Genomic DNA, 24040 nt, shown 5'->3' with positions numbered 1-24040 from the left:
TCTCGTCGCGCACTGTCGCTGGGCCGGGGGGAGCAGGGGCGTTGCGGCCCTAAGGTCGTGTGCATTCCGTGGTGGCCAGTTCACCCGACGTGATCATGCTGTTTCTGGAGGAACCGTGTACCGCTCCCTGACCGGAACCCCGCGGGACGTCGTCCTGCTCGTCGGTCGTCTCCTGCTGGCCTACATCATGGTCATGCACGCCTGGAAGAAGATCAACGCCGGTCTCTTCGACACCGCCGCGGTCTTCGCCAAGTACGGCATCCCGATCGCCATCGCCGCGGCGTCGTTCACGATCGTCGTCGAGCTCGTGTTCTCGGCGTCGGTCGCGCTGGGCTGCCGGATGGTGGTCCCCGCCGGCTTCATGACGTTCGTGATGGCCGGGGCGATCTGGTTCGTGCACGGGAAGAACGGCCTGTTCATGGCCGACAACGGCTGGGCGCTCGTCGGCACGATCATCTGCGCCACCCTGGCCCTGGCCGTGGCGGGCCCCGGCCGGTTCAGCCTCGACGCGGTGCTCGCCGAGCGGGCCGAGCGCCGGATCGCGCAGACCCGCGCGATCCCGCGGCAGGTCATCTCGGTGTGAGACCTCCCGGCCCGTCCGTGCTTCGCGACGCCGGACGGGCCGGTGACCTGCTCCCGCGTGACCACGGCCCGCGCCCCGACGCCACGGGGTGCGGGCCGGTCGCATCTCGATCGCCGGCGCGGATCGGCCCGGATAGCCTCCGGCCGTGCTGCGTCACGTCACCGCGACCCGTTACGTCACCCCGCTGCGGGAGGGCGGGTCGCTGCCCGGACTGATGGAGGCCTGCGACCTCGGGACCTACGTCGTCAAGTTCACCGGAGCCGGCCAGGGCCGGCCGGTGCTGGTCAACGAGATCGTCGCCGGTGAGCTGGCGCGGGCGCTGGGCCTGCCGGTGCCGGAGATCGTCACGGTCGACGTCGATCCCGGACTGGGCCGCACCGAGCCCGACCAGGAGGTCCAGGAGCTGCTCCGGAACTCGGCCGGGACGAACCTGGGTGTCGACTTCCTGCCCGGCGCGCTCGACCTGGACCCGCTCGCCTTCGACGTCGGGCCGGAGTTCGCGGGCCGGGTGCTCTGGTTCGACGCGCTGGTCGGCAACGTCGACCGGTCCTGGCGCAACTCCAACATGCTGCTCTGGCACCGCTGCCCGTACGTGATCGACCACGGCGCGACCCTGACGTTCGCGCACGACCGGGCAGCGGCGCCGCGGTTCCCGGACAGGCCGTACGACGCCGGCGACCACGTCCTGCTCGGGGCCCGCCCGGACCTCGACGCCGCCGACGCGGCCCTGGCCCCGCGGGTCACCGGCGAGCTGGTCGACGGGGTGCTGGCGCTCGTCCCCGACGACTGGCTGGACGGCCCGCCCGATGCCGCCCGCGACGTCTACCGGACCGCGCTGCTCGGGCGCGTGGCGCGGCGGGACGCGTGGCTGCCGGGCGTCGTGGCCGCGGTCGCCGCCGGGCGGCCGCGCCCGGTCGAGCGGGCGCCCCGGCGCCCGTCCTGGCTGCGGATCGGCGGGGCCGGCCGGTGAGCGGGCGGGTGACCTACGAGTACGCGCTGCTGCGCGTGGTCCCGCGGATCGAGCGCGGCGAGGCGATCAACGCCGGTGTCCTGCTGCACTGCCGGCAGCGTGACGTCCTGGCGGTGCGCGTGCACCTGGACCGGGCCCGGCTGGCCGCGCTCGACCCGTACGCCGACGCCGACGCCGTCGCCGACGTCCTGGAGACGATCGCCGCCGTCGCCGCGGTCCCGGAGCCGCCCCGGTCGGACCGGCACAGCACCGGGGCCCTGGCCGCCCGCGGTCCGGGCGCCGGGGAGGACATCGGCCGGCGGTTCCGGCGGCTCACCACCCCGCGCAGCACCATCGTCCAGCCCGGGCCGGTCCACACCGGGCTCACCGCGGACCCGCACGCCGAGGCCGACCGGCTCCTGGAGCGCCTCGTGCTGCCGCCCGCCCCGGAGTAGGTGGCCCGCACGGAGACGATCATGTTGGATCGGGGGCATGGCGGACGCGCACGACGGAGTGGACCCGGTCGCCCTGACCCGCTGGCTCGCCGCGGAGGCGCCGCAGGTCGCGACCGGGGACGGGCCGGTGACCGTGGAGCGGATCTCCGGCGGGCACTCCAACCTCACGTTCCGGGTGGTCGACGCGGAGGGCACGTCGTTCGCGCTGCGCCGCCCGCCGACCGGCGGGGTGCTCGCCACCGCGCACGACATGGGCCGCGAGTGGCGGTTCCTCACCGCGCTCAGCGGCACCGGCGTCCCGGTCGCGGAACCGGTGGCGCACTGCACGGACCCGGCCGTCCTGGGCGCCGGCTTCTACCTGATGAGCTGGGTCGACGGCGTCGTCCCCGGTGACCGGTCGGCCGGGGCGGCGATCCCGGAACCGGAGCGGGAGTCGTGCGGGCTGGACACCGCCGACGTGCTCGCCGACCTCCACGCGATCGACCCCGACGCGGTCGGGCTCACCGACCTGCACCGGCCCGGCCGCTACCTGGAACGCCAGCTGCGGCGCTGGCACAAGCAGGCGCACGCGAGCGCGTTCACCGACCTCGCCGCGATCGACGCCGCGCACGAGAAGCTCCTCGCCCGCATGCCCGACGACCCGGTGACCGGGATCCGGATCGCGCACGGCGACTACCGGCCCGGGAACCTCTCGTACCGCGACGGCCGGATCGTGGCGATCTTCGACTGGGAGCTGGCGACGCTCGGCGAGCCGATGGCCGACCTGGGCTGGCTGATCGCGTCCTGGGAGCGGCCCGGGGACGACCGCCGGGCCATCGCCAGCGGCCCGACGGCGGATCCGGGCTGGCCGGAGCGCGACCGGATCGCTGCCCGCTACGCCGAGCGGTCGGGTCACCCGCTGGACCATCTGCCGTACTGGACGGCGTTCGCGTACTGGCGCGGCGCGTGCATCGGGACCGGCGTCTGGACCCGCTACGCCCAGGGCTACATGGGCTCGGCCGGGGAGACCGGGGAGCTGCTCGACCGGCGGCGCCGGTCCATCGCCGCGGACGCCGAGGCCGCGCTCGACGCCCTCGATCGGTGAGTCCTCGCGGGTATCCGGTACCGGCGGTTCCGCATGGGTGTGGTGGGGGCGTAACCTCCGCGGCACGCCGGGTGATCACCCGGGCGGCGCGTGCCGGCCGGATGCGCCACACTGTCGCCCACGGCACGCACCGAGCACCTGCACCAGACCGGGGAGACCGAGATGTCCGAGGCCGACGACCGGACCCGTGAGATGAGCCGAGAGTCCCGCGCCCCGCGCCGTCCCGCGGTCCAGGCGAGCCGGCTGTGGGCCGGCGGTGTCGCGACCGCGGTCATCGCCGGGCTGATCGCGCTGGTCGGGTTCCTCATCGTCCGGGTGCTGCTGCAGATCCCGTACCTGGCCCCGATCCAGGCGAACGCGATCGGTGGGTGGGACGCGGCCGTGCAGCTCGCGATCGTCGCGGCCATCGCCGGGCTCGCGGCGACCGGCCTGGCGCAGGTCCTGCTGCTGGCCGTCCCCAGCCCGATGGCGTACTTCGGCTGGATCGCGGGCCTGCTCACGGCGCTGGCGACGGTGTACCCCCTGGCGTTCTCCACCGAGTCGGTGACCGTCCGGATCGCGACCGCGGTGATCCACCTGGTCATCGGGATGGCGATCATCAGCCTGGTGACGACGACGGTCACCAGCGCTTCCAACACCCGGGCCTGACCGCTGCGCCCCGGACCGCGCCGCCGCGGCCCGGATCCACTGCCGCACCCCTGACCGGCGTGCCGCACCTGTCGTGGAGGGTGCGACACGCCGGGGCGGGGTGCAGCGCGGCGGGCCGGGACGTTTGCGGCGAGCGTCAGGCGCCGACCCCGACCCGGGCGTCGCCGAGGCGCACCGGCAGCGACCGGTAGCCGCGCAGCACCCGGGTGCCCCGCAGCTCCGCCGGTCCCGCCGTGGCCAGCGACGGGTACCGGTCGAACAGCGCGCGCAGCCCGACCTCGCCCTCCATCTTCGCCAGGGCCGCGCCCAGGCAGTAGTGGATGCCCTGGCTGAACGCGACATGCCGGTCGGCGCCGGCGCGGCCGACGTCGAACCGCTCCGGGTCTTCGAACACCGCCGGGTCCCGGTTCGCCCCGCCGATGTGCGTCAGGACCAGCGTGCCCCGCCGGACCGGGTAGCCGCACACCTCGGTGTCGCGTGCCGCGACCCGGCCGGTGCGCTGCACGGGCGAGTCGAGGCGCAGGATCTCGTCGACCGCGTTCGGCCACAGTGCCGGGTCGGCCGCGAGCCGGGCCAGCTGGTCGGGGTGGGCGAGCAGCAGGCGGGTGCCGTTGCCGATGAGGTTCACGGTCGTCTCGAAGCCGGCGGCGAGCAGCAGCAACGCCAGCGACAGCAGCTCGTCGTGGGTGAGCCGGCCCTCCTCCTCGTCGTAGGTCTGGACCAGTGAGGACAGGATGCTGTCGTTCGGGTTGCGGCGCAGCTCGTCGAAGTGCCCGGACATCCACTCGGCGAGCGCGTCGATGTCCTTCTCGGACCGCCGGAACATCCGGTAGGTCAGGCCCATGTCCAGCGAGAACGCCCCGCCCTCGCCCCACTCGAGGAACTTCTCCCGCATGGACACCGGCGCGCCCAGCATCTCGGCGATGACGGTCGCCGGGAGCAGCGAGGCGTAGTCGGCGATGACGTCGGCGCGCCGGTCCGGCCCGGCGTCCGCCTCCATGTCGTCGAGCAGCCGGGTCGCGATCTCCTCGGTGCGCCCGCGGAGCCGGGCGATCGCCTTCGCGCTGAACGACCGGGCGACGAGCTTGCGGATCCGCTGGTGGTCCGGCGGGTCGATCGAGAGAAGCGACGGCGGCTCGGCCGGCCCGAGCGGCCACCTCCCGCCCGCCCGGAGCAGCACCCCCAGCAGGCTCGGGACGTTCTCGGGCATCCGCAGGCCCACGCAGAAGTCCGGGCTGCGCAGCACCGCCGTCGTGATCTCGTGGTCGACGGTGGTCAGGGACAGCGCCGAGCGGACGAGCCGCCCCTGGGACCGGATCTGCTCGTAGGCGGGGTACGGGTCCCGCACGGCGTCCGGATTGATGATCATCTGGGCACCGAGGTCCCCCTTGGACGCCTGCCGGGACACCTCCCGCCGTATCGCCCCGTGCCGCAGCAGCCACCGGATCCAGCGCCGGACACCCCGCGATCCCGCCATCTCGACCTCCCGCGTCGTCGGCTCGCCGTCGAACCTACTGCCAGTAACTTACTCCCGGTAGGCATCCTTCGGCCATCCCTCGCCGACCGGAGTCGGTGCGGCGGGTACTACTGGAGACGTGTCCGCTGCTCACGGCCCGCGCCTGCTCGCGGTCAGCGACCTGCACGTGCGCCACCAGGAGAACCGGGAGATCACCGACGCTCTCAGCCCCGGACATCCCGGTGACTGGCTGATCGTGGCCGGTGACGTCGACGAGCGGGTCGACAGCGTCGTCGGCACCCTCGCCGCGCTGGCCGGGCGGTTCGCCACCGTGCTGTGGGTGCCCGGCAACCACGAGCTGTGGTCTCGGGCGAAGCACGCCGACGGTGCCGCGGAGTCGCTTCGGGGCGTCGCCCGCTACGGCGAGCTGGTCCGCCGCTGCCGGGAGGTCGGCGTGCTCACCCCCGAGGACGCCTACCCGGTGTGGGACGGCCCGGGCGGACCGGCCGTCGTCGCGCCGCTGTTCGTGCCCTACGACTACTCGTTCCTGCCGGCCGGGACGTCCACACCGGACGACGGTCTCGCCGCGGCGTACGCGGCCGGTGTGGTCTGCACCGACGAGCACCTGATGTACCCGGACCCGCACCCGACCCGGCAGGCGTGGAGCGCCGACCGGGTGGCGAGGACGGCGGCCCGGCTCGACGCGCTCGATCCCGGCCTGCCGACCGTCCTGGTCAACCACTGGCCGCTGGTGCGCGAGCCCTGCGACGTGCTGCGGCACCCGGAGTTCGCGCTCTGGTGCGGCACCACCGCGACGGCGGACTGGCACCGCCGTTACCGGGCGTCGGCGGTCGTCCACGGCCACCTGCACATCCCGCGGACGGTCGTGGTCGACGGCGTGCCGTTCGTCGAGGCCTCCCTCGGCTACCCGCGCGAGTGGCGCCGGCATTCCGAGCGCGTCGGCGGGTACTTCCCGGACCTGCTGCCGCGTACGGTGTTACCGGCGTCATAATAAGGCAAGGCTTACCTCCGTGTAGCCTCGAGGGTCGCCGACCCCGAGGAGAACGATGACCGCGCTGCGCGTGGCGGTGGTGGGTGCCGGACCGGCCGGGATCTACGCCGCCGACACCCTGCTCAAGTCCGACACCGACGTGACCGTCGACCTGTTCGAGAAGCTGCCCGCGCCGTTCGGGCTGGTGCGCTACGGCGTCGCTCCCGACCATCCGCGGATCAAGCAGATCGTGCACGCGCTGCACCGGGTGCTGGACAACCCGGCCGTGCGGCTGTTCGGCAACGTCGAGTTCGGCACCGATGTGACGCTGGCCGACCTGCGCGAGCACTATGACGGCATGATCGTCGCGACCGGCTGCGAACGCGACCGCGACCTCGACATCCCCGGCGTCGACCTGCCCGGCAGCCACGGTGCCGCGGAGTTCGTCCAGTGGTACGACGGCCACCCCGACGTCCCGCGGGACTGGACGCTCGACGCCCGCTCAGTCGCCGTGATCGGCGCCGGGAACGTGGCGCTGGACGTCGCGCGGGTGCTGGCGAAGTCCGCCGGCGACATGCTCGACACCGAGATCCCCGACTCGGTGCACGCCGGGCTCGCCGCCAACTCGGCCACCGACGTGCACGTGTTCGCCCGGCGCGGCCTGGCCCAGGCCCGGTTCAGCCCGATGGAGCTGCGGGAGCTCGACAAGGTGCCCGGCGTCGAGGTGATCGTCGAGCCGGAGGACGTCGAGTTCGACGACGGCTCGATGCAGGAGATCCGCGCCACCAAGCACGTCCAGATGGTCGTGAAGATCCTGCAGGACTGGGCGCTGCGCGACCGTCGTGGCGACCCGCGGCGGGTGCACCTGCACTTCCTCGCCCGGCCCGACCGGGTCCTCGGGGCCGAGCGCGTCGAGGGGCTGCGCGTGGAGCGCACCGAGTACACCGGCGACGGGAACGTCCGCGGGACCGGCGTGTTCACCGAGTACCCGGTGGGCGCGGTCTACCGGGCGGTCGGCTACACCGGGTCGGAGGTCGCCGAGCTGCCGTTCGACGCCGCCCGCGGGGTGATCCCGCACGAGGCGGGCCGGGTGCAGGGGATGCCCGGCGTGTACGCCGTCGGCTGGATCAAGCGGGGCCCGGTCGGCCTGATCGGGCACACCAAGGGCTGCGCCCTGGAAACGGTCGGGAGCCTGCTCGCCGATGCGCCGGACCTGCCCCGCGCGCCGCGGCGCGACCCGGCGGCCGTGCCCGAGCTGCTCGACCGCCGCGGTGTCGAGTTCACGACCTGGGACGGCTGGCTGGCCCTGGACAAGCACGAGCGCCGGCTCGGGGAGGACCGCGGCCGCGAGCGGATGAAGGTGGTCCCGCGCGAGGAGATGGTGGAGATCAGCCGCGCCGGCTGATCCCGGTCGCCACCCGGCGACGTGACGCCGGGGCTCGGGTGGGCGGTCGCGGAGCGCCGTGGCCGCCCACCCCCTGCCAGGGCGCCCGGTGCCGGGGCGGGCCGCTCGACCGACGCGCTTTCCGCCGAGACGCACGCTGCAGGCGTCGATGGACCCCGCGGCCTCCGCGCCGATGGCCAGGCGCCGATGGCCAGGCGCCGATGGCCAGGCGCCGGTGGCCAGGCGCCGATTGCCAGGCGCCGATTGCCAGGCGCCGAGCGTCGAGACGACGGCGACGAGTACACCGAGCACGCCGAGCGCCCGGGTGGCTGAGGCGCACGCTCCAGCCCTCGGCGGGCGCGATCGCGCTGATCGACTGACGCGATCCCGTCGAGACGCACGTTCTGGACCCCGGCGGGCGAGTTCGTGCTGATCGACTGGCGTGCTGTGGTCGAGTTGCGCGTTCTGGCCGTCGGTGGGGCGCGAAGGTGCTGATCGACTGACGCGATTCTGCCGAGACGCACGTTCTGCGCCCTCGGTCGGCGGATGTGTGCTGATCGACTGGCGTGCCGTGGCCGAGTTGCGCGTTTCGGTCCTCGGTGGGGCGCGAACGTGCTGATCGACCGGTGTGCCGTCGTCGAGTCGCGCGTTCTGGCCGTCGGTGGGGCGTGATCGTGCTGATCGACTGACGCGATTCCGTCGAGACGCACGTTCTGGGCCCTCGGTGGGCGGATGTGTGCTGATCGACTGGCGTGCCGTGGCCGAGTTGCACGGTTCGGTCCTCGCAGGGGCACGAACGTGCTGATCGATCGGTGCGCCGTGGTCGAGTCGCGCGTTCCGGTCGTCCCCGGGGCGCCCGCGTGCTGATCGACTCTCAGGGCCGGTCGTTTCGTCCCGGATCCGTGCCGCGGGGGAGTGCGCGCGGTGGGGGTGGGGTGACGGGCCGGCGTCGTCCCGCGGCGTGCCGTGGCGGCACGAACACGAACCACAGGAGCCAGACCCCGGGGCCGCTGGCGAGAAGGATCATGGTCGCGAGCACGCCGTCCTGCCACTGCGTGCCGGCGACGATCCAGCCCGCGATCCAGACGACCATCGCGACGAGCCGGATCCGGATCCGCCGGCCGTGCTCGACCGCGAGCGGCTCGCGCAGGTCGGTGACGACCTGCACCGGCTCGCGGCGGCGTCGGCCCATACCGTCGACGCTACGCCGCGTGGCGGCCGCCGGCGGACTCCTCGGCGGCACGACCTCCGGCGCACGCTCGCCACACGTGCGGCCCGCCACTGCACCGTGCCGCCTCAGCTCTCCGGTGGCCGGTTCGCCACCGCGGCACGCCGCAGTGCCGTCACCGGTTCGCCACGCCGGCGGTGCCGCAGCGCCCCTCACCGGCTCGCCGTCGCGTCGATGTCGCAGCGCCCCTCACCGGCTCGCCAGCGCGTCGATGTCGCAACGCGCGCTGCCGTCCCGCCACCGGTCGGCATCGCAGCGCCCGCGACGGGGCGCCGGCGCGAGCCCTGACTCAGCGTCGCCGCTCTCCGAACCGCCTGCGGAACTTCTCCACCTGCCCGGCCGAGTCCAGCACCCGGGCGTTGCCGGTCCAGAACGGGTGCGACGCCGCCGTCATGTCGACCCTGACCAGGGGGTAGGTGTTCCCGTCCTGCCACTCGACCGTCTCCGTCGAGGTCTCGGTGGACCGGGTCACGAACTGGTCCCCGGTGGACATGTCGCGGTAGACGACCGGGCCGTACGGGGGGTGGATGCCGGGCTTCACGGGTTCCTCCTGCGCGTTCGACTGCTACCGTCGAGGATAAACGACAATGGTTTCGGTTTGCAGGAAGGGTGTCATGGACGGGTTCACGGCAGTCCGGTGCGGCAGCTGCGCGCACATGCCCTCCGGGTTCGACGAGGACGGGTGCGGCACGGTCGCCGCGCTCGCCGGCGTCGACGAGGTGTTGTTCGAGGGCCTGCGCGCGGTCGTCCGGGACAGCCCGCACGGGCTGCTGGTGACGTCCGGTTGCCGGCTCGGGCCGGGGGTCTGCGCGACCCGGCAACCCGGACTGATGCTGCTCGTGCAGGCCTGTGACGCCGGCCGGCGCCGGCCCGCGTCGCCGGTGGTCGCCGTCGGCCCGGTGCGCTGTACCGCCGACGTCCGTGCCGTCACGCGCTGGCTGCAGGGCGGGGGAGCACCGGACCCGACGGCGCTTCCCGCACGGCTGCGCTGCGCGATCGCCCGGGAGCCCGCCCGCGGCTAATGCTTGCGGACCACCTCCTCGGCGCCGCCCGCGCGCCAGACCGTGATGTCGAGATGGCCGTCGACGATCTGCACGCAGGACGCGCCGAGCACGTCCGCGGCCGGGAAGTAGCCGAACTCCTGCCCGCGCAGGTCGAGCCCGATCTCGGCGTAGAGGGCCTCGGCGAACCGCTGGTGCAGGTCCCGGTCCTGCACGTCACGCGCCGTGCCCCAGATCTTGGCGTCACCGTCGGACACCTGGGTGTCGACCGTGGCGGTGTGCAGGGTGAACCGCGGGTCCCGTTGCAGGTCGGCGAACTTGCGCGTGCCGGGCATCCCGCCCAGCCACAGCTCGCCCTCGAAGATCCGGGGCTCCATCGGGGATATCCGCGGGAACCCGTCCGCGCGCAGCGTGCCGAGCAGGCACAGGTTGCCGGTCGCGGAGTGGCGGCGCCGGAAGACGTCGGAGATCGTGGGCGCCCCTGCCACGAACTCCGTCCAGGTCGTCATGGCGGAACCGTAGGGGAGGACACCGACGAAATCGGTCGCGCGCGTCCGGAAGGTCGGATAGGCACGGGTTCATGAGCACGCTCCGGCGCGACCCGATCCCGCTGCGGGGCCGCACCGCGCTCGTCACCGGCGGCGGCAGGCGCGGAGGGATCGGGCACGCGACCGCGTGCCGGCTCGCCGCGTACGGCGCGAGCGTCGTCGTCCACCACTTCGCACCGCACGACGCCGCTCAGGAGTGGGGTGCCGACGACGTCGGTGCCGCCGTCGCGGAGGTCCGCGGGCACCGCGCGACCGAGGATGCCGTCGTCGCCGATCTCCACGCCGACCTCTCCGACCCTGCCGAGCCGCGGCGCGTCGTCGAGGCGGCGCGGGATGTGGCCGGCCCGCTCGACCTGCTCGTCGCGAACCAGGCGCTGTCCGGCTCGGACGGTCCGCTGGGCGATCTGGGGGAGGAGCTGGACCGGCACTGGGCGGTCGATGCCCGGGCGTCGATCCTGCTGGCCCAGGCCTTCGCCGCCGTGCACGACGACGCCCGGCCGGGTGGTGTGATCGTCATGATGACCTCGGGTCAGGCGTTGGGCCCGATGCCCGGCGAGGTCGCCTACGCGGCCGCGAAGGCCGCAGTCGCCGGAGTCACGCTCACCCTGGCCGACCAGCTCGCCGACCGCCGGATCCGGGTGAACACGGTCAACCCCGGCCCGGTCGACACCGGCTACCTGGGACCGGAGGCCTTCCGGGCGATGGCCCCGATGTTCCCGTTCGGCCGCTTCGGGGAGCCCGACGACCCCGCCCGCCTGATCGCGTGGCTGTGCACCGACGAGGCGTACTGGATCACCGGGCAGGTGATCGACTCGGAGGGCGGGTTCGCGCGGTACCGCAACGGGTGGCGGCCTGCCGACGTGCGGCCGGAGCACGGTGGCGACTCCCGGTCATCGTGAACGGCGCCCGGATCCGGTGACGGGGGGAACGGAATCTCGTCGCCGCCCGGCCGGTGAGAATGCTCCACGAATTCCCCGACGCATTGTGTGCATATGCCGTGCCCTGCTAGTCTGCATGGTCCAATGACTCACCCGCCGATCGGGGGCAACGTGAGCGTGGCCAATAGTCCGTGGACCGGCAGCCTGCTGGACGAGATGCGCCGGACCGGCGATCCACCGGCGGATTCCGCCATCTCCGACGTCTACGCGTCGGGTCAGGCCGAGCACGTCCGGCAGGTCCTCAGGGAATTCGGGCGGAACAGCGCCGGCACCCCGCCCGGACTGCCGGAGAGCCTGCGTGTCTACTTCGACGACATCGCGGTACTGCCCGAGTGGGCGGATCCGGCACTCGTCGACCGCGGGAGCGCCCTGCTGGGCCGCTACCAACCCCAGATGAGCACCGTCCTGCTGTGCGCGTCCCTGCCGCTGTGCTACAGCTGCGCCGACGGCGCCCAGGTCCTCGGGCGCTCGCAACGCCTCACCTCCGGGGTGTACCGGCGCCTGATGGAGACGTCGCAGTTCCTCGTCGACGTCCTCGAGAAGGGTGGGCTCGGCGAGAACGCGCACGGACTGCGCTCGGCCCAGAAGATCCGCCTGCTGCACGCCACGATGCGGTACCACCTCTCGCGTGACGACGAGTGGAACCCCGACTGGGGAATCCCCGTCAACCAGGAGGATCTCGCCGGCACGTTGATGAGTTTCTCGGTCGTCGTCCCGAGAGGCCTGCACCGGCTGGGAATCGACCTCACCGTCGACGAACGGAATGCGTTCTTCCACACCTGGCAAGTCATCGGCCACGTCATGGGAGTGGATTCGCGACTCAACCCCACCGATTTCGACGACGGAGCGGCGCTCTTCGACACGATCCTGCGACGCCAGCAAGCGGAATCGGAGGCGGGCACGATTCTGACCGAGGGCGTACTCGATTTCATCCGTGAGGTGTTGCCGGGCCCGGCCTTCGCAGGCGTCGGTCCGACGCTGATCAGGCACCTGGCCGGGGACGAGACCGCCGACCTGGTGCAGGTGCCGCCCTCGGACGCTTTCGTCCAGGCCGGTGTCGGAGCCGGGTCGGGCCTCACGTCCGGCTACGACACGGTCGGAGACACGGTTCCGCCCACCGCCGAGCTCGCGGGCACGCTCGGCACGGCCGTGTTCAAGGGAGGCCTGCGGCTCACCAACTCGGGCCGCCGCTACGAGTGGCAGGTGCCGACCGGGCTCACGCCCTCGTCCTGAGAACCGGGGCCGTCGTGCGGCGTGACACGGTCCGGGACGACGTCGTGGCCGTCGTGCGCCCGTGAGGCCGGCGGACCGCCGGACAGGGCGTCGGTGACCCGGACGGCGAACGCCGGTGGCATGCGCCGGACGGCCTCCTCCGCCGCGATCCACTCGACGGCGCTCGTCTCCTCCCGCGGACCCGGGGTGCCGGAGACGGGGGAGCAGCGGTAGACGAGGACGACGACGTCACGCACCAGGTTCTTGTAGACGCCGGTGAGCCGCTCGACGCGGACCGTCAGCCCGGTCTCCTCACGGACCTCGCGGATCACGCCGTCCTCGAACCGTTCGCCGGGCTCGAGGACTCCGCCGGGTGGTTCCCACCGGCCGTCGTCGCGCCGGCGGGTGGCGAGGACGTGCCCGCCGGGGGCGACGACGACGCCGACCACCGCGACCGAGTGTGTCGTCATGGAGCGGACGACGGGACTCGAACCCGCGACCCTCACCTTGGCAAGGTGATGCGCTACCAGCTGCGCTACGTCCGCAGTCGCTCCGGGATCCCCGGTGCGTGCAGGGGGACACTAGCGCACGGTGCCGTGACCGCCGGATCAGGGGCGTCCGCCGTGCGGGACGTCCACCCGCACCGCCACCAGGGCGGCCTCCCGGGCGTTGCGCCGGGCCTCCTCGGCGAAGTCGGGCGCGGTGCACGCGAACAGGGTGCGGCCGTCGGCGCCGCCGAGCATGCAGGCGTAGACACCGGTGCCGGTGTCGATCTCGTCGAGGATCTCGCCGCCCTCCCGGAGTCGCAGCAGCCGGTTGCCGAGCGCGTCGGCGACCCAGAGCGCCCCCTCGGCGTCCAGGCAGCATCCGTCGGGAGCGACGACGAGCTGGCCGAGTGCGGAGGGCACGTCGGTCTCGGTGGGAAGCTCCCCGAACCCCGCCCAGGTCCGGCGGTTCGACAGCGAGCCGTCCACGCCGACGTCGAACGCGCTGATCCGGTTGCCGAACGTCTCGGCGACCAGCAGCCGGCCATCGTCGGTCAGGACGCAGCCGTTGGCGAACCACATGTCGTCGGCGACCGGGGTGACGGTGCCGTCCGGGTCGATCCGCAGCAGCGCCGCCGGCGCGAGCGGGGCACCCGACATGAGGTCGAAACCGAAGTTCCCCGCGAAGGCGCGACCGTCGGCGTCGACGACCATGTCGTTGAGGTGGCCGCCGACGTGCGCGCTCAGGTCGGCGTGCGTCACGAGCGCACCGTCGGCCTCCCGGCGCAGCACCCTCGCGTCGCGCATGGAGACGGTCAGGAGGCGCCCGTCGGGCAGCCAGCCCAGCCCGGACGGCTGCTGCGGGACCTCGGCCTCGACCCGCAGATCGCCGCCGTCCTCGAGGGCGGAGTACACGCGGTGGGTGTAGAAGTCGACGAACCAGACGCGGTTGTCGTGCCAGCGCGGGCTCTCGGCGAACGTGAGGTCCGGGACGACGGTGGTGAGCTCGCGAGCCATGGTTCCTCCGACATGCGGCGAGACGACTGCGCGCATGATCACAGGTCTGCGCGGGCTGTCAAGGCGCGCCGGGTCCGGAACAGAAGAAATCCCCGGACCGTTCGTGGTCCGGGGATTCGTCAGTGGTGCGCGATACTGGGATTGAACCAGTGACCCCTACCGTGTCAAGGTAGTGCTCTCCCGCTGAGCTAATCGCGCGAGGCGGCGGCGGGAATCGAACCCGCGTACAGGGCTTTGCAGGCCCTTGCCTAAGCCACTCGGCCACGCCGCCGGATACCCGGCTCGTGATCGAGACCCGGCCGAGCGGACGACGGGACTCGAACCCGCGACCCTCACCTTGGCAAGGTGATGCGCTACCAGCTGCGCTACGTCCGCATTCGTACCGTTCCCGAGTGTGTGCCGCTCGTTCCCGGTGCGTTGGGGTCAACGATAGCGCACGGTCCGTCGCGGTGTGCGAGGGGGGTGGTCGCGGGCGCTCGGAGCGAACGCGGCCGGAAACGCGAAGATCCCCGGACCGTGGGCCCGGGGATCTTGGTGGTGCGCGATACTGGGATTGAACCAGTGACCCCTACCGTGTCAAGGTAGTGCTCTCCCGCTGAGCTAATCGCGCGAGGCGGAGGCGGGAATCGAACCCGCGTACAGGGCTTTGCAGGCCCTTGCCTAAGCCACTCGGCCACTCCGCCAGAGCCCGGGGGCTCTGCTGGAAGGTCCCGGCTCAGGGCCGTTCCTCCGAGCGGACGACGGGACTCGAACCCGCGACCCTCACCTTGGCAAGGTGATGCGCTACCAGCTGCGCTACGTCCGCACGTGCACCGTGTTCGGGGCTCTCGCCCGTCCGCGGTGCGGTGAGAGAACACTAGCACTCGCCCCGAGGAAGGAGCATCGGCCCCCCTGTCCGCCGCCGGGTGTCCTCTCAGGTGCGGAGATCGACTCCGCCCGGGCGGCGGGACGCGCCGGTTCAGTCCCGGGCGGTGGTGTCGAGCAGGTCGGCGAGCGCGGCGTCGAAGTCGAGCCACGAGTACTCGGACGCGGCCGGGACCGCGTCGTAGGTCGCCTGCAGGAAGTCGGACAGGGTCTGCGCCGAGGTGGTGAACAGGGCGTGCCCGGAGGGGGAGGTGAGCTCGAGCTCGATCCGGGTCGGGTCGTCACTCATCGGCTGCACCCGGACGTCGCCGGTGCCGGCCGAGTCGACCAGGCCGTCGGCGAGCAGGTCGCGGGCGAAGACCCAGTCGACGGTGGTGTCGTGTCCGGTCCGGAACGACGCCTGGACGGCGTAGGGATCGCGGCTCGTGTAGGACAGCTCGACCTTCACGGGCACGACCGGCGCGTCCGGAGCGATGAGCTCGAACATGGCCGTCGCTCGGATCGTCTTGGACTCGTCGCGCATCGGGTCATCCTCTTTCTGGGGCGTCGCGTGGGGCGTCAGTCGGGAGAACGAGCCAGGCGGGCCCGGGGTGACGGGTTCGGTGCGCATCAACGTGGATCACCACGGGATGACGCCCGATCGAGTCACATCCGTGTAACTCGCCGCTGCGCCGATAGGGCTGAACGTGCACCCAGCCGTCCTAGCGTGTGAGGCAACTGCCGCGCTTCAGTTACTCCGATCGGAGTCTCGATCGATCAAGGAAGGGTGCCGTGGTCGGCGAATGTTCACGCCGTTGGCGGGGCGCACCGCCGCCCGGTCACGGGGACGATCCGGTGACGTCCGGCGGAACGTCTCGCGTCCTCCCGGGAGTGGTCCGGCGGTTGTCAGTAGCATCGCCCGGGAGCGGACCCCGATGTGTCGTCCCCGATCGGGCGTAGCGGTGCGGTCCGCGGTCGGCAGTAGTCGCGGCTGGGCAGGTGGAGACCTGAGTACAACGGAGCAGAACGACACCGGAGCGCAGGAGTCCGGCGGTCGGAAGGGGCACCGGTACGCGGGCCTTCGCGCCTGGTTCCGGCGGGTCAAGGTCCGCTACCGCGTGTTCCGGGCCCGCGTCGCGCGCAACCCCGTGCTGGACATGGCCTACCGGGTGACGGCCGGTGTCCTCGGTACCGCGGTCCTGCTCGTCGGCATCATCGCACTGCCTGCTCCCGGGCCCGGCTGGGTGATCATTTTCGCCGGGCTCGGCATCCTCGCGGCCGAGTTCCACTGGGCCAAGCGGCTGCTGCACTGGGTCCGGGTGAAGTACGACGCCTGGGTGGCCTGGATGGGCCGGCAGCGGCGCGTGGTCCAGCTGCTCGTCATGACGGCGATCCTCGGGACCGTCGCGGTGTTCGCCTGGCTGATGGGGGTCTTCGACACCGTCGGGGGCTGGGTCGGGCTCGACTGGCCGTGGCTCGAGTCGCCGCTGAAGCACCTGATGGGGCCGACCGCGCGCCCGCCGCACGGCCCGCCTCGGTGATCACGGTCGACCCCCGTGAACGGCGGTGGGGCGGGCTGTGTAGAGTACGTGTCACCGCTGAGGGCGATTAGCTCAGGGGGAGAGCGCTTCGTTCACACCGAAGAGGTCACTGGTTCGATCCCAGTATCGCCCACAGTCAAAACCCCTGGTCACAGGCCCGCAGAGCCGGACGTGACCAGGGGTTTCGCCGTTCATGGGCTCGCTCCCGGAGCATTCCCGGAGCAGTGCCCTCGGACCGGAGCCGGTACCGCTCCGCCGTCGTCCGGGTCGTCGTCCTCGTGGTCGTCGAGCGCCCGCAGGATGCGGTCACTGTTGTGCTGAACGACCGCTTCCCAGGTTCGGTGCCGTCGATGGGGCGGACACCCGGAACGGGCTGCCCGGAGAACGATGGATGGCGACCCCGATGAGCTGCGGAACTCGCATTCGCTCGTCCGGCGGGTCAGCGATGACGTCAGTGGCGCCCGAGCAGGTTGTTCGAGACGTGTTCGAGGTGCTGCCGCATGGCCGCCTCCGCGGCGTCGGGATCGCGGTCGCGCAGCGCGTCGACGATCGAGGTGTGCTCCTCGTGGTAGCAGCGGCGGCGCTCGGCGTTGGAGGTGCGTCGCTTCAGAGTGCCCCACACCGGCAGTGCCCGAGCCGTGTTGACGACGTCGAACATGTTCATCAGCAGTCCGTTGTGTGCGGCCTTGGCGATCGCACGATGCAGCCTGGCGTCCCATGACTCGAAACCCTCGAAATCGGCGGCGGCGCCACCGCCCGTGAGGCATTCGGTGATGCGGTCGAGGTCGGCCTGGGTGGCCACCTGGGCGGCGAGCCCGGCCACCTGAGGCTCGAGCAGCAGTCTGACCTGCATGATTTCGGCCGGGCTGGTGTCGGCCGGAGCACCGTCGACCTGCTGCACGGCCACCTCGGTGAGGAAGGTCCCGCGCCCCACGTGGCGGACGACGACGCCGTCGCGTTCGAGGACCTCCAGCGCGCGGCGGATCGCGCTGCGCGGGGCGTCGAGCTGGGCGACCAGCGCACGCTCGGTGGGCAGCTTCGACCCCGGGCCCAAACGTCCGTCGCGCGCTCCCTCGGTGAGGAGCGCGCGGAGGGACTGCTCCACGGTCTGCATGGTCACACCATAGCCGCTGTCTGTCACCAATCAAGACCAATATCTCGGTGTCGAGGCCGATGAGATCAGGAGCTCGACAGCTATGCCTGGTGGGCGTACGGTCGTCTCTCGACCACATTGGTTCTATTGGTTCAGATTGGTGCCGCGATGAAGCTGGTGACCTTCTCCATCGACCCCTCCGCCGAGGCCGCGCCCCGGGTCGGCGTGGTCGATGCCGATGCGGGTGAGGTCCGCGACGTGACGGAGCTGCTGCCGCCGGGCGCAGGCGTCCTCGAGCTGATCGGGGACTGGGCTGCGTGGGAGTCCGTCCTGGCCGAGCGGACGCCCAAGCTGGTGCCGCAGCCGTTGGACTCGGTGCGGCTGCGCGCCCCGCTGACTCCGCGGCGCAACATCTTCTGTGTCGGCAAGAACTACCGCGAGCACGTCGCGGAGTTCGGCCGGTCCGGATACGACCAGCCGGACCGCTCCGAGGCGCTGCCGGAGTACCCGGTGGTGTTTTCCAAGGCGACCACTTCGGTCACCGGCCCCGTCGACGACATCCTCGCCCACCCGGGCGTGACCGCGGAGCTGGACTACGAGGCCGAGCTGGGCGTGATCATCGGGACCGGTGGACGCGGGATCAGCCGTGAGGCGGCGTTCGATCACGTGTGGGGGTACACGGTCGTCGACGACGTCACCGCCCGGGACCTGCAGCGCAACCACAAGCAGTGGCTGCTGGGCAAGTCGCTGGACACCCACTGCCCGCTCGGTCCGTACGCGGTGTCCGCCGACGAGATCGACGATGTCACGACCCTGCAGGTCGAGAGTTGGGTCAACGGTGAACCCCGCCAGTCCGCCCCGGTCAAGGACCTGATCTTCGACATCCCCGAGCTGATCGCCACCATCTCGGCCGGCATCACCCTGCTTCCCGGCGACATCATCGCCACCGGAACCCCGGCCGGGGTCGGGATCGGGTACGACCCACCGAAGTTCATGATCACCGGCGACGTCATCGAAGTCGCCATCACCGGCCTGGGCCGCCAGCGCAACCACATCGTCTGAGCCCGTACGCCCCGGCACACCCCCAACAGACAAGAACGCGAGGGAGAGTTGTGAAGGTCAACGGCAAGGAACTGGCTGTCGAGATCACCGGCGAGGGCCCCGCAGTCCTGTTCGTACACGGTTTGGGCGGGACGTCGAACTTCTACCAGGTCCAGGCCGACGCGCTGGCCGGATCGCGCACCGTGATCCGGGTCGACTCCGCCGGCGCGGGCCGGTCCGAGGTGAGCGACGAGATCAGCATCGACTCGCACGCCGACGACCTCGCCGCGGTGCTCGACGCGGCCGGGGTCGCGCAGGCCGCGGTCGTCGGCCACTCGATGGGCACCCTGGTGGTGCGGGAGTTCGCCACCCGCCACCCGGAGAAGGTCACCTCCCTGGCGCTGCTCGGCGCGGTCCGTGAGCCGGCCGAGGCCGGGCGTCAGGCCCAGCGCGACCGGGCCGCCACCCTGCGCGCGGAGGGCACCGTCGCGGTGGCCCCCGGCGTGGTGGCCAATGCCCTGTCCGAGACGACCCACAAGGACAAGCCCGAGGTCGCCGCGTTCGTCCGCGAACTGGTCATGCGGCAGGACCCCGAGGGCTACGCCCGCAACTGCGAGGCGCTGGCCGCCGCCACCGACCCCGGCCCGATCGACCCGGCGCTGCCGCTGCTGCTGATCACCGGCGACACGGACAAGGTCGGCCCGCCCGAGGCCAGCCACGAACTCGCCGACGCCCACGGCTCGGCGACCGTGGAGATCCTCCCCGGCGTCGGGCACTGGACCGCGCTCGAAGCGGCCGGACCGGTCACCGACCACCTGCTCAAGTTCCTCTGAACGTCCCGACGTAGAAGTCCAGGTCTGAGAGCCTCAAGGAAGAGGAGGGGCACGATGCCCACCACGACCAGCAAGACCCTGTTCCGCAACGTGTCGATCCTCGACTCCACCGGCGCCGACCCCTACCCGGGTGACGTCCTGGTCGAGAACGACCGCATCGCCGCCGTCGGCTCGGTCGAGACCGCCGCCGCCGAGGGCGCGCGGGTCGTCGAGGGGCGCCGGCGGACGCTGATGTCCGGCCTGTGCGACGCCCACACGCACTTCACCTGGAACAACTCCGCCGACCTCGACGGCCTCGGCGCCCTGCCGGTCGAGGAACACCTGCTCTTCGCGATCGAGTCGGCCAAGACCTACATCGACTCCGGCTACACCATGTGCCTGGGCGCGGCCTCGGCCAAGGACCGCCTCGACGTCGTCTGCCGCGACGCCATCAACGCGGGCCGCATCCCCGGCCCCCGCTACCTGGCCAACGGCCCGGAGATCGCGGTCACCGGTGGGGCGCTGGTCAAGGGGATCACCAAGTTCGCCGACGGACCCGAGGGCATGCGCAAGGCCGTCCGCGAGCTGATCGAGATCGGCGTGGACCAGATCAAGCTGTCGATGACCGGCGAGGAGATCACCGGCACCCAACGCGCCGAGGACACCTACTTCTCCGACGAGGAGACCGCCGCCGCCGTCGCCGAGGCCCACCGGCGCGGCAAGCGGGTCTGCGCCCACGCCCGGTCGGCGGAGAGCGTGAAGATGTGCGTCCGGAACAAGGTCGACATCATCTACCACGCCAGCTTCACCGACGCCGAGGGCATGGACATGCTCGAGGCGAACAAGGACTGGGTGTTCGTCGCCCCGGGTATCAACTGGCTCGTCGCCACCCTCTACGAAGCCGAGTCCTTCGGTTTCCCGCAGGAGGCGGCCGAGGCCGTCGGTTACAAGAAGGAACTCGACGTGGCCATCGAGGGCCTGCGGGAGATGCACCGGCGCGGGATCAAGATCCTCCCCGGAGGCGACTACGGCTTCGCATGGACACCGCACGGCACCTACGCCCGCGACCTCGAGCACTTCGTCGAGCTGCTCGGGTTCACCCCGATGGAGGCGATCATCTCCGCCACCGCGTGGGGCGGCGAGATCATGCTCCAGCCCGACGAGCTCGGCAAGGTCCAGCCCGGCTACCTCGCCGACCTGCTCCTCGTCGACGGTGACCCGCTGGCCGACATCACCGTCCTGCAGGACAACTCGAAGATCAACTACATCATGAAGGACGGCACGTTCCACAAGGAAGCCAGCGAGGACACCGGTGCAACCCCGCCGCCGCAGCCCGGCAACCCGGACCGCAACCAGGCACCCGCGTCCGTCTGAGTCCCGAACCGTTGGTCATCGAGCCGCCCGGCATCGCCTGGTGCCGGGCGGCTCACCTCGGTCTCGGTCAACCCCGGAACAGCCCTTCGCAAAGGACTGCAATGTCGCTGCTGGTCTGCCGCACCTGCCCCCGCTACGACACGGACAAGAACGGACGATTCAGCGTCGCGCTCACCGAGGCGCTCCACGAGAACCCCGCCATCGACGACATCCACCTGCGCTACGTCCAGTGCCTCGGCGGATGCCCGGACGACGGCGTCGCCGCCGTCGATGCACCCGGAAAGGCCCGCATCCGGTTCACTGGCCTCAGTAGCCAGCACGCCGATTCACTGATCAAGGCTGCACATTCCCACCAGGAGTCCGCTTCTGGCACACCACCGGAATGGGAGATCCCGGCCGAGCTCGAAGACCGGGTCAGCTCGGTCACCCTCAAACGCCGGCCCATACTGCGCTCCCGCTGACGACGACCGCGGCGCCACGTTCCGCGTGGGCATTCCTCCGAGTCCCCGAACGTCGTGACCGTTGTCAGGGGATCCCGGCCCCGCAGGTTCGCACCATCTGCGGAGCCTCCAGGCTCCCGAGCCGGACGCGGAGTTCGACATGGAGCTGATCGAGCGCGCGAACGGCGTCGAGCTGCCCGACTACGCCGGGGTGCTGGACTCCGGGACTCCGGCCCGCCGATCACCTCGTCGCCCCGGCCGTAGGACCCGCGCCTCGGGGCGCTGCACCGGCGGTCGCGGCTGACGGACGATTCCCGGCTCACCGCGGCACCGCCGTTGCGCCCGCCGGCCCGTCGTCCGGGTTGTCGCCATCTTGGTCGTCCGTCGCGGGCGTCGACCGGGCGACACCGTCCAGCAGGGCGTCGACCAGGCGACGGGGCATTCCCGGGTCGATCGCTTCCCGGGTGAGAACGGCCTTGAAGTGCACGGGGCCCACGAGCATCTCGAGGACGAGCCGGGGATCGGTGGTGTCCGCGAGCTCACCGCGGTCGACGGCGCGTGTGATCATCTGCCGGGCCCGCTCGTAGCGGGAGGCCCAGTAGCGGTCGCGGGCCTGTCGCGTGTCCGGGTCGTCGCCGGCGGCGAACCGGGTACACACCATCGAGGAGGCGAAGAACCGCGAGCTGCTCGACGCGTTCAGTCGGGCACGCACACCGGACCTCTCCCGCATCGAGGCGCCGGTGCTGTCGTCGGCCAACTGGGCGCACCACCTGCACACCCGCGGGAACTTCGAGGGCTATCTCGCCGTGGGCTCACAGCAGAAGTGGCTCGAGGTGCACGGCAACGAGCACTTCGCCGAGTTCTACACCGACTACGGCGTCGGCCTGCAGAAGCGGTTCTTCGGTCACTTCCTCAAGGGTGACGCGACCGGGTGGGAGGACCAGCCCCCGGTGCGGCTGAACGTCCAGCACGTCGACGGCTCCTTCGAGGAACGCGACGAGCAGGAATGGCCACTGGCCCGCACCCGATGGACCTCGTTCCATCTCGACGCCGGTACCGGCTCGCTGACGACCACCGGACCCGACACCGACCACACCGTCGACTTCGCCGCTCTCGGTCCCGGGGCCGACTTCTGGACCGACCCGCTCAGCGAGCAGTTGGAGATCACCGGTCCGGCCGCCGCCCGGGTCCGGCTCGCCTCCTCGACGACCGACGCCGACCTGTTCGTGACCCTGCGCGTGCAGGATCCGGACGGCAACGAGGTGTCCCTGGTCTCGGCGATCGACCCGCACGGTGTGCTCGGCGTCGGCTGGCTCCGCGCCTCCCACCGCGAGATCGACGAGCAGCGGAGCCTGCCGCATCGCCCCTGGCACCCCACACGCGGAGGCTCCCGCTGACTCCCGGCGCCGCCGTCGATCTGGACGTGGAGATCTGGCCGACCTCGATCGTCGTCCCGGCCGGATTCCGCATCGGGGTCACGCTGTCCGGCCGCGACTTCGAGATGCCCGGTGACGGTCCCTGGCCGGTCGTGTACGGGATCGAGCAGCGCGGCAACGGTGTGTTCGTTCACGACGACCCCGACGACCGACCGGCCGGAACCTTCGACGGCACCACCACCATCCACACCGGACCGGCCGCCGGCACGTCGATCCTCCTGCCCGTCATCCCCTCACCGGTTTGATCGACGCTCGAGATCGACCGTCGCCTTCGTGGCGAAGCAGACGCCGTCGCTCGGTGCGGAGGTCCTCGTCCGCGCGAGGTCAGCGGCGGTGCCTACCGCGCCGAGCTGGACGGCGCCGGGCCGTGGCCTTCTTCCCGGCGGTGGGGGTCGGCGCTGCCGAGCTCCCCTCCCGCCGCGGCGTGCGGGAGCTGTTTACCGTGCGCCCGCGGACGACCCCGATGAACTCCTCCATCAGGTCGGTGTTCTCCGCGTCCGGCCAGGTGAGCACGACACTCGACCTCGGAGCGTCGGTCAGCGGCCGGTAGGTGAGGTCCCGGCGGTGGTGGAGGCGGGCCAGCGACTGGGGGATGATCAGCAGGCCGACGCCCGCGGCGACGAGCGGGATCGCCTCGGCCGTCGTGGCGGGGTCGTATGCCGCCGGCCGTCCCGGCCGGTCGGCGGGCCAGTCGAGCGTGTCGTCCTGGGGCCGGAGGACGATGTCGTCGGCCAGGTCCTCGGCCGTGGCCTCCTCGGCCGCGGTGAGCAGGTGCCCCTTGGGGACGACGGCCACGGTGGTCTCGGTGTAGAGCGGGATCGCGTGCAGCCCGGTGCGGTCGATCGGCAGCCGGACCACGCCGGCGTCGAGCGCGCCGGTCCGGACCTGCTCGACGGTCTCGTCCGTGGTCGCCGGGACCAGCTCCAGCGGGACGTGGGGGCGGCGCTCGGCCCAGATCCGTGCCCACTTGCCCGGCGTGACGCCCGGGACATAGCCGAGCCGGAAGGACGCGGTGTCGGCGGGCTCGGTCACCGGCCCAGGCTATCGGCCGGTCCGGCACCGATACCGTGGGCATATGACGCGCCAGAGGTCCACCCAGACGATGAAGCCCGCGACGGCGGCGAAGAAGCTCGGCGTGTACCTCGACGCGACGCCCGACGAGTTCCGGAACGGCGTGGTCTCGCGCGACGAGCTCGACGCCCTGCAGGCCGATCCGCCGGAGTGGTTGCGCGAGCTGCGGCGCAACGGCCCGCATCCTCGGCCGGTCGTCGCCGACCGGCTCGGGGTGTCGATCTCCGGTCTGGCCCGTGCGGGGATCACCGAGCCGCTGACGACCGCGCAGATCGCGGCGCTGAAGGAGGAGCAGCCGGAGTGGCTGCTCCGCGAGCGCAGCATCCGGGCCGAGGCCCAGCGCGAGGAGGCCCGGCTGCGGGCCGAGCGGTCCGGGGCCGGCAAGTAGCCCGCATCCCGGGAGGACCGGG

The 24040-nt window shown here is 72.0% G+C and carries 29 protein-coding genes and 8 tRNA genes; 20 read left to right on the top strand and 17 right to left on the bottom strand.

The genetic code is table 11. The features are described from left to right. Positions 1-115 precede the first annotated feature (115 nt). From H7X46_RS17515 to H7X46_RS17495, 5 genes are all read left to right on the top strand, one after another. Positions 116-583, top strand: a complete 468-nt coding sequence (locus tag H7X46_RS17515; protein ID WP_186360424.1) for a DoxX family protein — start codon at positions 116-118, stop codon at positions 581-583. Positions 584-728: 145 nt separating this feature from the next. Then, a complete protein-coding gene (locus tag H7X46_RS17510) occupies positions 729-1553 on the top strand; it encodes a HipA family kinase (protein ID WP_186360423.1) in 825 nt (274 codons plus the stop codon). Further along, positions 1550-1987, top strand: a complete 438-nt coding sequence (locus H7X46_RS17505) for a DUF3037 domain-containing protein (protein ID WP_186360422.1) — start codon at positions 1550-1552, stop codon at positions 1985-1987. The genes H7X46_RS17510 and H7X46_RS17505 overlap by 4 nt, the downstream gene beginning before the upstream one ends. Before the next feature lie 37 nt (positions 1988-2024). Further along, positions 2025-3071: a phosphotransferase family protein gene (locus H7X46_RS17500; RefSeq protein ID WP_186360421.1), complete on the top strand. Its 1047-nt coding sequence runs from the start codon at positions 2025-2027 to the stop codon at positions 3069-3071. A gap of 162 nt (positions 3072-3233) precedes the next feature. After that, positions 3234-3719, top strand: a complete 486-nt coding sequence (locus H7X46_RS17495; RefSeq protein ID WP_186360420.1) for a DUF6069 family protein — start codon at positions 3234-3236, stop codon at positions 3717-3719. 136 nt (positions 3720-3855) lie between these two features. Here the strand turns inward: H7X46_RS17495 and H7X46_RS17490 are convergent, their stop codons facing one another. Next, a complete protein-coding gene (locus H7X46_RS17490) occupies positions 3856-5196 on the bottom strand; it encodes a cytochrome P450 (protein ID WP_222131348.1) in 1341 nt (446 codons plus the stop codon). Positions 5197-5314: 118 nt separating this feature from the next. Between H7X46_RS17490 and H7X46_RS17485 the strand changes: the two genes are divergently transcribed. Both H7X46_RS17485 and H7X46_RS17480 read left to right on the top strand, forming a co-directional pair. After that, positions 5315-6187: a metallophosphoesterase gene (locus tag H7X46_RS17485; RefSeq protein WP_186360419.1), complete on the top strand. Its 873-nt coding sequence runs from the start codon at positions 5315-5317 to the stop codon at positions 6185-6187. Between the two features lie 55 nt (positions 6188-6242). Next, the gene (locus H7X46_RS17480; protein ID WP_186360418.1) at positions 6243-7571 is read left to right on the top strand and encodes an FAD-dependent oxidoreductase; all 1329 of its coding nucleotides are present in this window, start codon (positions 6243-6245) and stop codon (positions 7569-7571) included. 853 nt (positions 7572-8424) lie between these two features. On the opposite strand, the gene H7X46_RS17475 is transcribed toward H7X46_RS17480, so the two are convergent. Both H7X46_RS17475 and H7X46_RS17470 read right to left on the bottom strand, forming a co-directional pair. Then, positions 8425-8742, bottom strand: coding sequence for a hypothetical protein (locus tag H7X46_RS17475; RefSeq protein WP_186360417.1), 318 nt, complete (start codon positions 8740-8742; stop codon positions 8425-8427). 325 nt (positions 8743-9067) lie between these two features. Then, a complete protein-coding gene (locus tag H7X46_RS17470; RefSeq protein WP_186360416.1) occupies positions 9068-9319 on the bottom strand; it encodes a type B 50S ribosomal protein L31 in 252 nt (83 codons plus the stop codon). Between the two features lie 73 nt (positions 9320-9392). Between H7X46_RS17470 and H7X46_RS17465 the strand changes: the two genes are divergently transcribed. Then, complete coding sequence (locus H7X46_RS17465) at positions 9393-9800, top strand: hypothetical protein (protein WP_186360415.1); 408 nt, start codon at positions 9393-9395, stop codon at positions 9798-9800. Here the strand turns inward: H7X46_RS17465 and H7X46_RS17460 are convergent. Beyond that, positions 9797-10288, bottom strand: coding sequence for a pyridoxamine 5'-phosphate oxidase family protein (locus H7X46_RS17460; RefSeq protein WP_186360414.1), 492 nt, complete (start codon positions 10286-10288; stop codon positions 9797-9799). The two genes, H7X46_RS17465 and H7X46_RS17460, sit on opposite strands and share 4 nt — an antisense overlap. A gap of 71 nt (positions 10289-10359) precedes the next feature. Here H7X46_RS17460 and H7X46_RS17455 point away from each other — a divergent pair, with 71 nt between their 5' ends. Together H7X46_RS17455 and H7X46_RS17450 are read left to right on the top strand one after the other, a co-directional pair. Next, complete coding sequence (locus H7X46_RS17455; RefSeq protein ID WP_186360413.1) at positions 10360-11226, top strand: SDR family oxidoreductase; 867 nt, start codon at positions 10360-10362, stop codon at positions 11224-11226. A gap of 93 nt (positions 11227-11319) precedes the next feature. Continuing rightward, positions 11320-12498, top strand: a complete 1179-nt coding sequence (locus tag H7X46_RS17450; protein WP_255426664.1) for an oxygenase MpaB family protein — start codon at positions 11320-11322, stop codon at positions 12496-12498. Here the strand turns inward: H7X46_RS17450 and H7X46_RS17445 are convergent. The 10 genes from H7X46_RS17445 to H7X46_RS17400 form a co-directional block, all read right to left on the bottom strand. Further along, a complete protein-coding gene (locus H7X46_RS17445) occupies positions 12456-12947 on the bottom strand; it encodes an NUDIX hydrolase (RefSeq protein WP_186360411.1) in 492 nt (163 codons plus the stop codon). The genes H7X46_RS17450 and H7X46_RS17445 overlap by 43 nt on opposite strands. Continuing rightward, a tRNA-Gly gene (locus H7X46_RS17440) sits at positions 12947-13022 on the bottom strand. Before H7X46_RS17440 ends, H7X46_RS17445 begins: the two co-directional genes overlap by 1 nt. A 63-nt stretch (positions 13023-13085) precedes the next feature. Continuing rightward, positions 13086-13979 carry an SMP-30/gluconolactonase/LRE family protein gene (locus tag H7X46_RS17435; RefSeq protein WP_186360410.1) on the bottom strand — a complete coding sequence of 298 codons (894 nt, stop codon included), beginning with the start codon at positions 13977-13979 and terminating at the stop codon, positions 13086-13088. Positions 13980-14102: 123 nt separating this feature from the next. Next, positions 14103-14177 (bottom strand) — tRNA-Val (locus H7X46_RS17430). 1 nt (position 14178) lies between these two features. Then, positions 14179-14250: transfer RNA gene (locus H7X46_RS17425), tRNA-Cys, on the bottom strand. 31 nt (positions 14251-14281) lie between these two features. Next, positions 14282-14354: transfer RNA gene (locus H7X46_RS17420), tRNA-Gly, on the bottom strand. Positions 14355-14514: 160 nt separating this feature from the next. Continuing rightward, positions 14515-14589 (bottom strand) — tRNA-Val (locus H7X46_RS17415). A 1-nt stretch (position 14590) separates the two neighbouring features. Then, positions 14591-14662, bottom strand: a tRNA-Cys gene (locus H7X46_RS17410). Positions 14663-14711: 49 nt separating this feature from the next. Beyond that, a tRNA-Gly gene (locus H7X46_RS17405) sits at positions 14712-14784 on the bottom strand. A gap of 153 nt (positions 14785-14937) precedes the next feature. Further along, the gene (locus H7X46_RS17400; RefSeq protein ID WP_186360409.1) at positions 14938-15366 is read right to left on the bottom strand and encodes an SsgA family sporulation/cell division regulator; all 429 of its coding nucleotides are present in this window, start codon (positions 15364-15366) and stop codon (positions 14938-14940) included. 574 nt (positions 15367-15940) lie between these two features. Here H7X46_RS17400 and H7X46_RS17395 point away from each other — a divergent pair. Further along, complete coding sequence (locus tag H7X46_RS17395; protein WP_370588824.1) at positions 15941-16363, top strand: TIGR02611 family protein; 423 nt, start codon at positions 15941-15943, stop codon at positions 16361-16363. A gap of 61 nt (positions 16364-16424) precedes the next feature. After that, positions 16425-16496: transfer RNA gene (locus tag H7X46_RS17390), tRNA-Val, on the top strand. 318 nt (positions 16497-16814) lie between these two features. Here the strand turns inward: H7X46_RS17390 and H7X46_RS17385 are convergent. Further along, positions 16815-17504 (bottom strand): FadR/GntR family transcriptional regulator, encoded by a 690-nt coding sequence (locus H7X46_RS17385; RefSeq protein WP_222131346.1) that lies wholly within the window; start codon positions 17502-17504, stop codon positions 16815-16817. Positions 17505-17624: 120 nt separating this feature from the next. Between H7X46_RS17385 and H7X46_RS17380 the strand changes: the two genes are divergently transcribed. The 5 genes from H7X46_RS17380 (at position 17625) to H7X46_RS17360 (ending at position 21427) form a co-directional block, all read left to right on the top strand. Further along, a complete protein-coding gene (locus H7X46_RS17380) occupies positions 17625-18518 on the top strand; it encodes a fumarylacetoacetate hydrolase family protein (RefSeq protein ID WP_186360407.1) in 894 nt (297 codons plus the stop codon). A 50-nt stretch (positions 18519-18568) separates the two neighbouring features. Continuing rightward, entirely contained in the window at positions 18569-19330 is a 762-nt protein-coding gene (locus H7X46_RS17375; protein ID WP_222131345.1) for an alpha/beta fold hydrolase, read from the top strand. A 54-nt stretch (positions 19331-19384) separates the two neighbouring features. After that, positions 19385-20683, top strand: coding sequence for an amidohydrolase family protein (locus tag H7X46_RS17370; RefSeq protein ID WP_186360406.1), 1299 nt, complete (start codon positions 19385-19387; stop codon positions 20681-20683). Between the two features lie 101 nt (positions 20684-20784). After that, positions 20785-21144 (top strand): DUF1636 family protein, encoded by a 360-nt coding sequence (locus H7X46_RS17365; RefSeq protein WP_186360405.1) that lies wholly within the window; start codon positions 20785-20787, stop codon positions 21142-21144. Positions 21145-21283: 139 nt separating this feature from the next. Beyond that, complete coding sequence (locus H7X46_RS17360) at positions 21284-21427, top strand: hypothetical protein (RefSeq protein WP_186363004.1); 144 nt, start codon at positions 21284-21286, stop codon at positions 21425-21427. Between the two features lie 15 nt (positions 21428-21442). On the opposite strand, the gene H7X46_RS17355 is transcribed toward H7X46_RS17360, so the two are convergent. After that, positions 21443-21835 (bottom strand): TetR-like C-terminal domain-containing protein, encoded by a 393-nt coding sequence (locus tag H7X46_RS17355; RefSeq protein WP_222131344.1) that lies wholly within the window; start codon positions 21833-21835, stop codon positions 21443-21445. Between the two features lie 28 nt (positions 21836-21863). Here H7X46_RS17355 and H7X46_RS29115 point away from each other — a divergent pair, with 28 nt between their 5' ends. Then, the gene (locus tag H7X46_RS29115) at positions 21864-22520 is read left to right on the top strand and encodes a CocE/NonD family hydrolase C-terminal non-catalytic domain-containing protein (RefSeq protein WP_222131343.1); all 657 of its coding nucleotides are present in this window, start codon (positions 21864-21866) and stop codon (positions 22518-22520) included. 26 nt (positions 22521-22546) lie between these two features. Next, a complete protein-coding gene (locus tag H7X46_RS29110) occupies positions 22547-22804 on the top strand; it encodes a CocE/NonD family hydrolase C-terminal non-catalytic domain-containing protein (protein ID WP_370588823.1) in 258 nt (85 codons plus the stop codon). Positions 22805-22883: 79 nt separating this feature from the next. On the opposite strand, the gene H7X46_RS17345 is transcribed toward H7X46_RS29110, so the two are convergent. Next, positions 22884-23591 (bottom strand): LysR family substrate-binding domain-containing protein, encoded by a 708-nt coding sequence (locus H7X46_RS17345; RefSeq protein ID WP_186360403.1) that lies wholly within the window; start codon positions 23589-23591, stop codon positions 22884-22886. A gap of 43 nt (positions 23592-23634) precedes the next feature. Here H7X46_RS17345 and H7X46_RS17340 point away from each other — a divergent pair, with 43 nt between their 5' ends. Next, entirely contained in the window at positions 23635-24018 is a 384-nt protein-coding gene (locus H7X46_RS17340) for a DUF5997 family protein (RefSeq protein WP_186360402.1), read from the top strand. The last annotated feature ends 22 nt before the right edge of the window (positions 24019-24040 follow it).

Origin of the sequence: Pseudonocardia sp. C8 (assembly GCF_014267175.1) — a bacterium.
Taxonomy (GTDB): Bacteria; Actinomycetota; Actinomycetes; order Mycobacteriales; family Pseudonocardiaceae; genus Pseudonocardia.
Note: the sequence above shows the minus strand (reverse complement) of the source record. Positions and strands in the feature narration are given on the sequence as shown.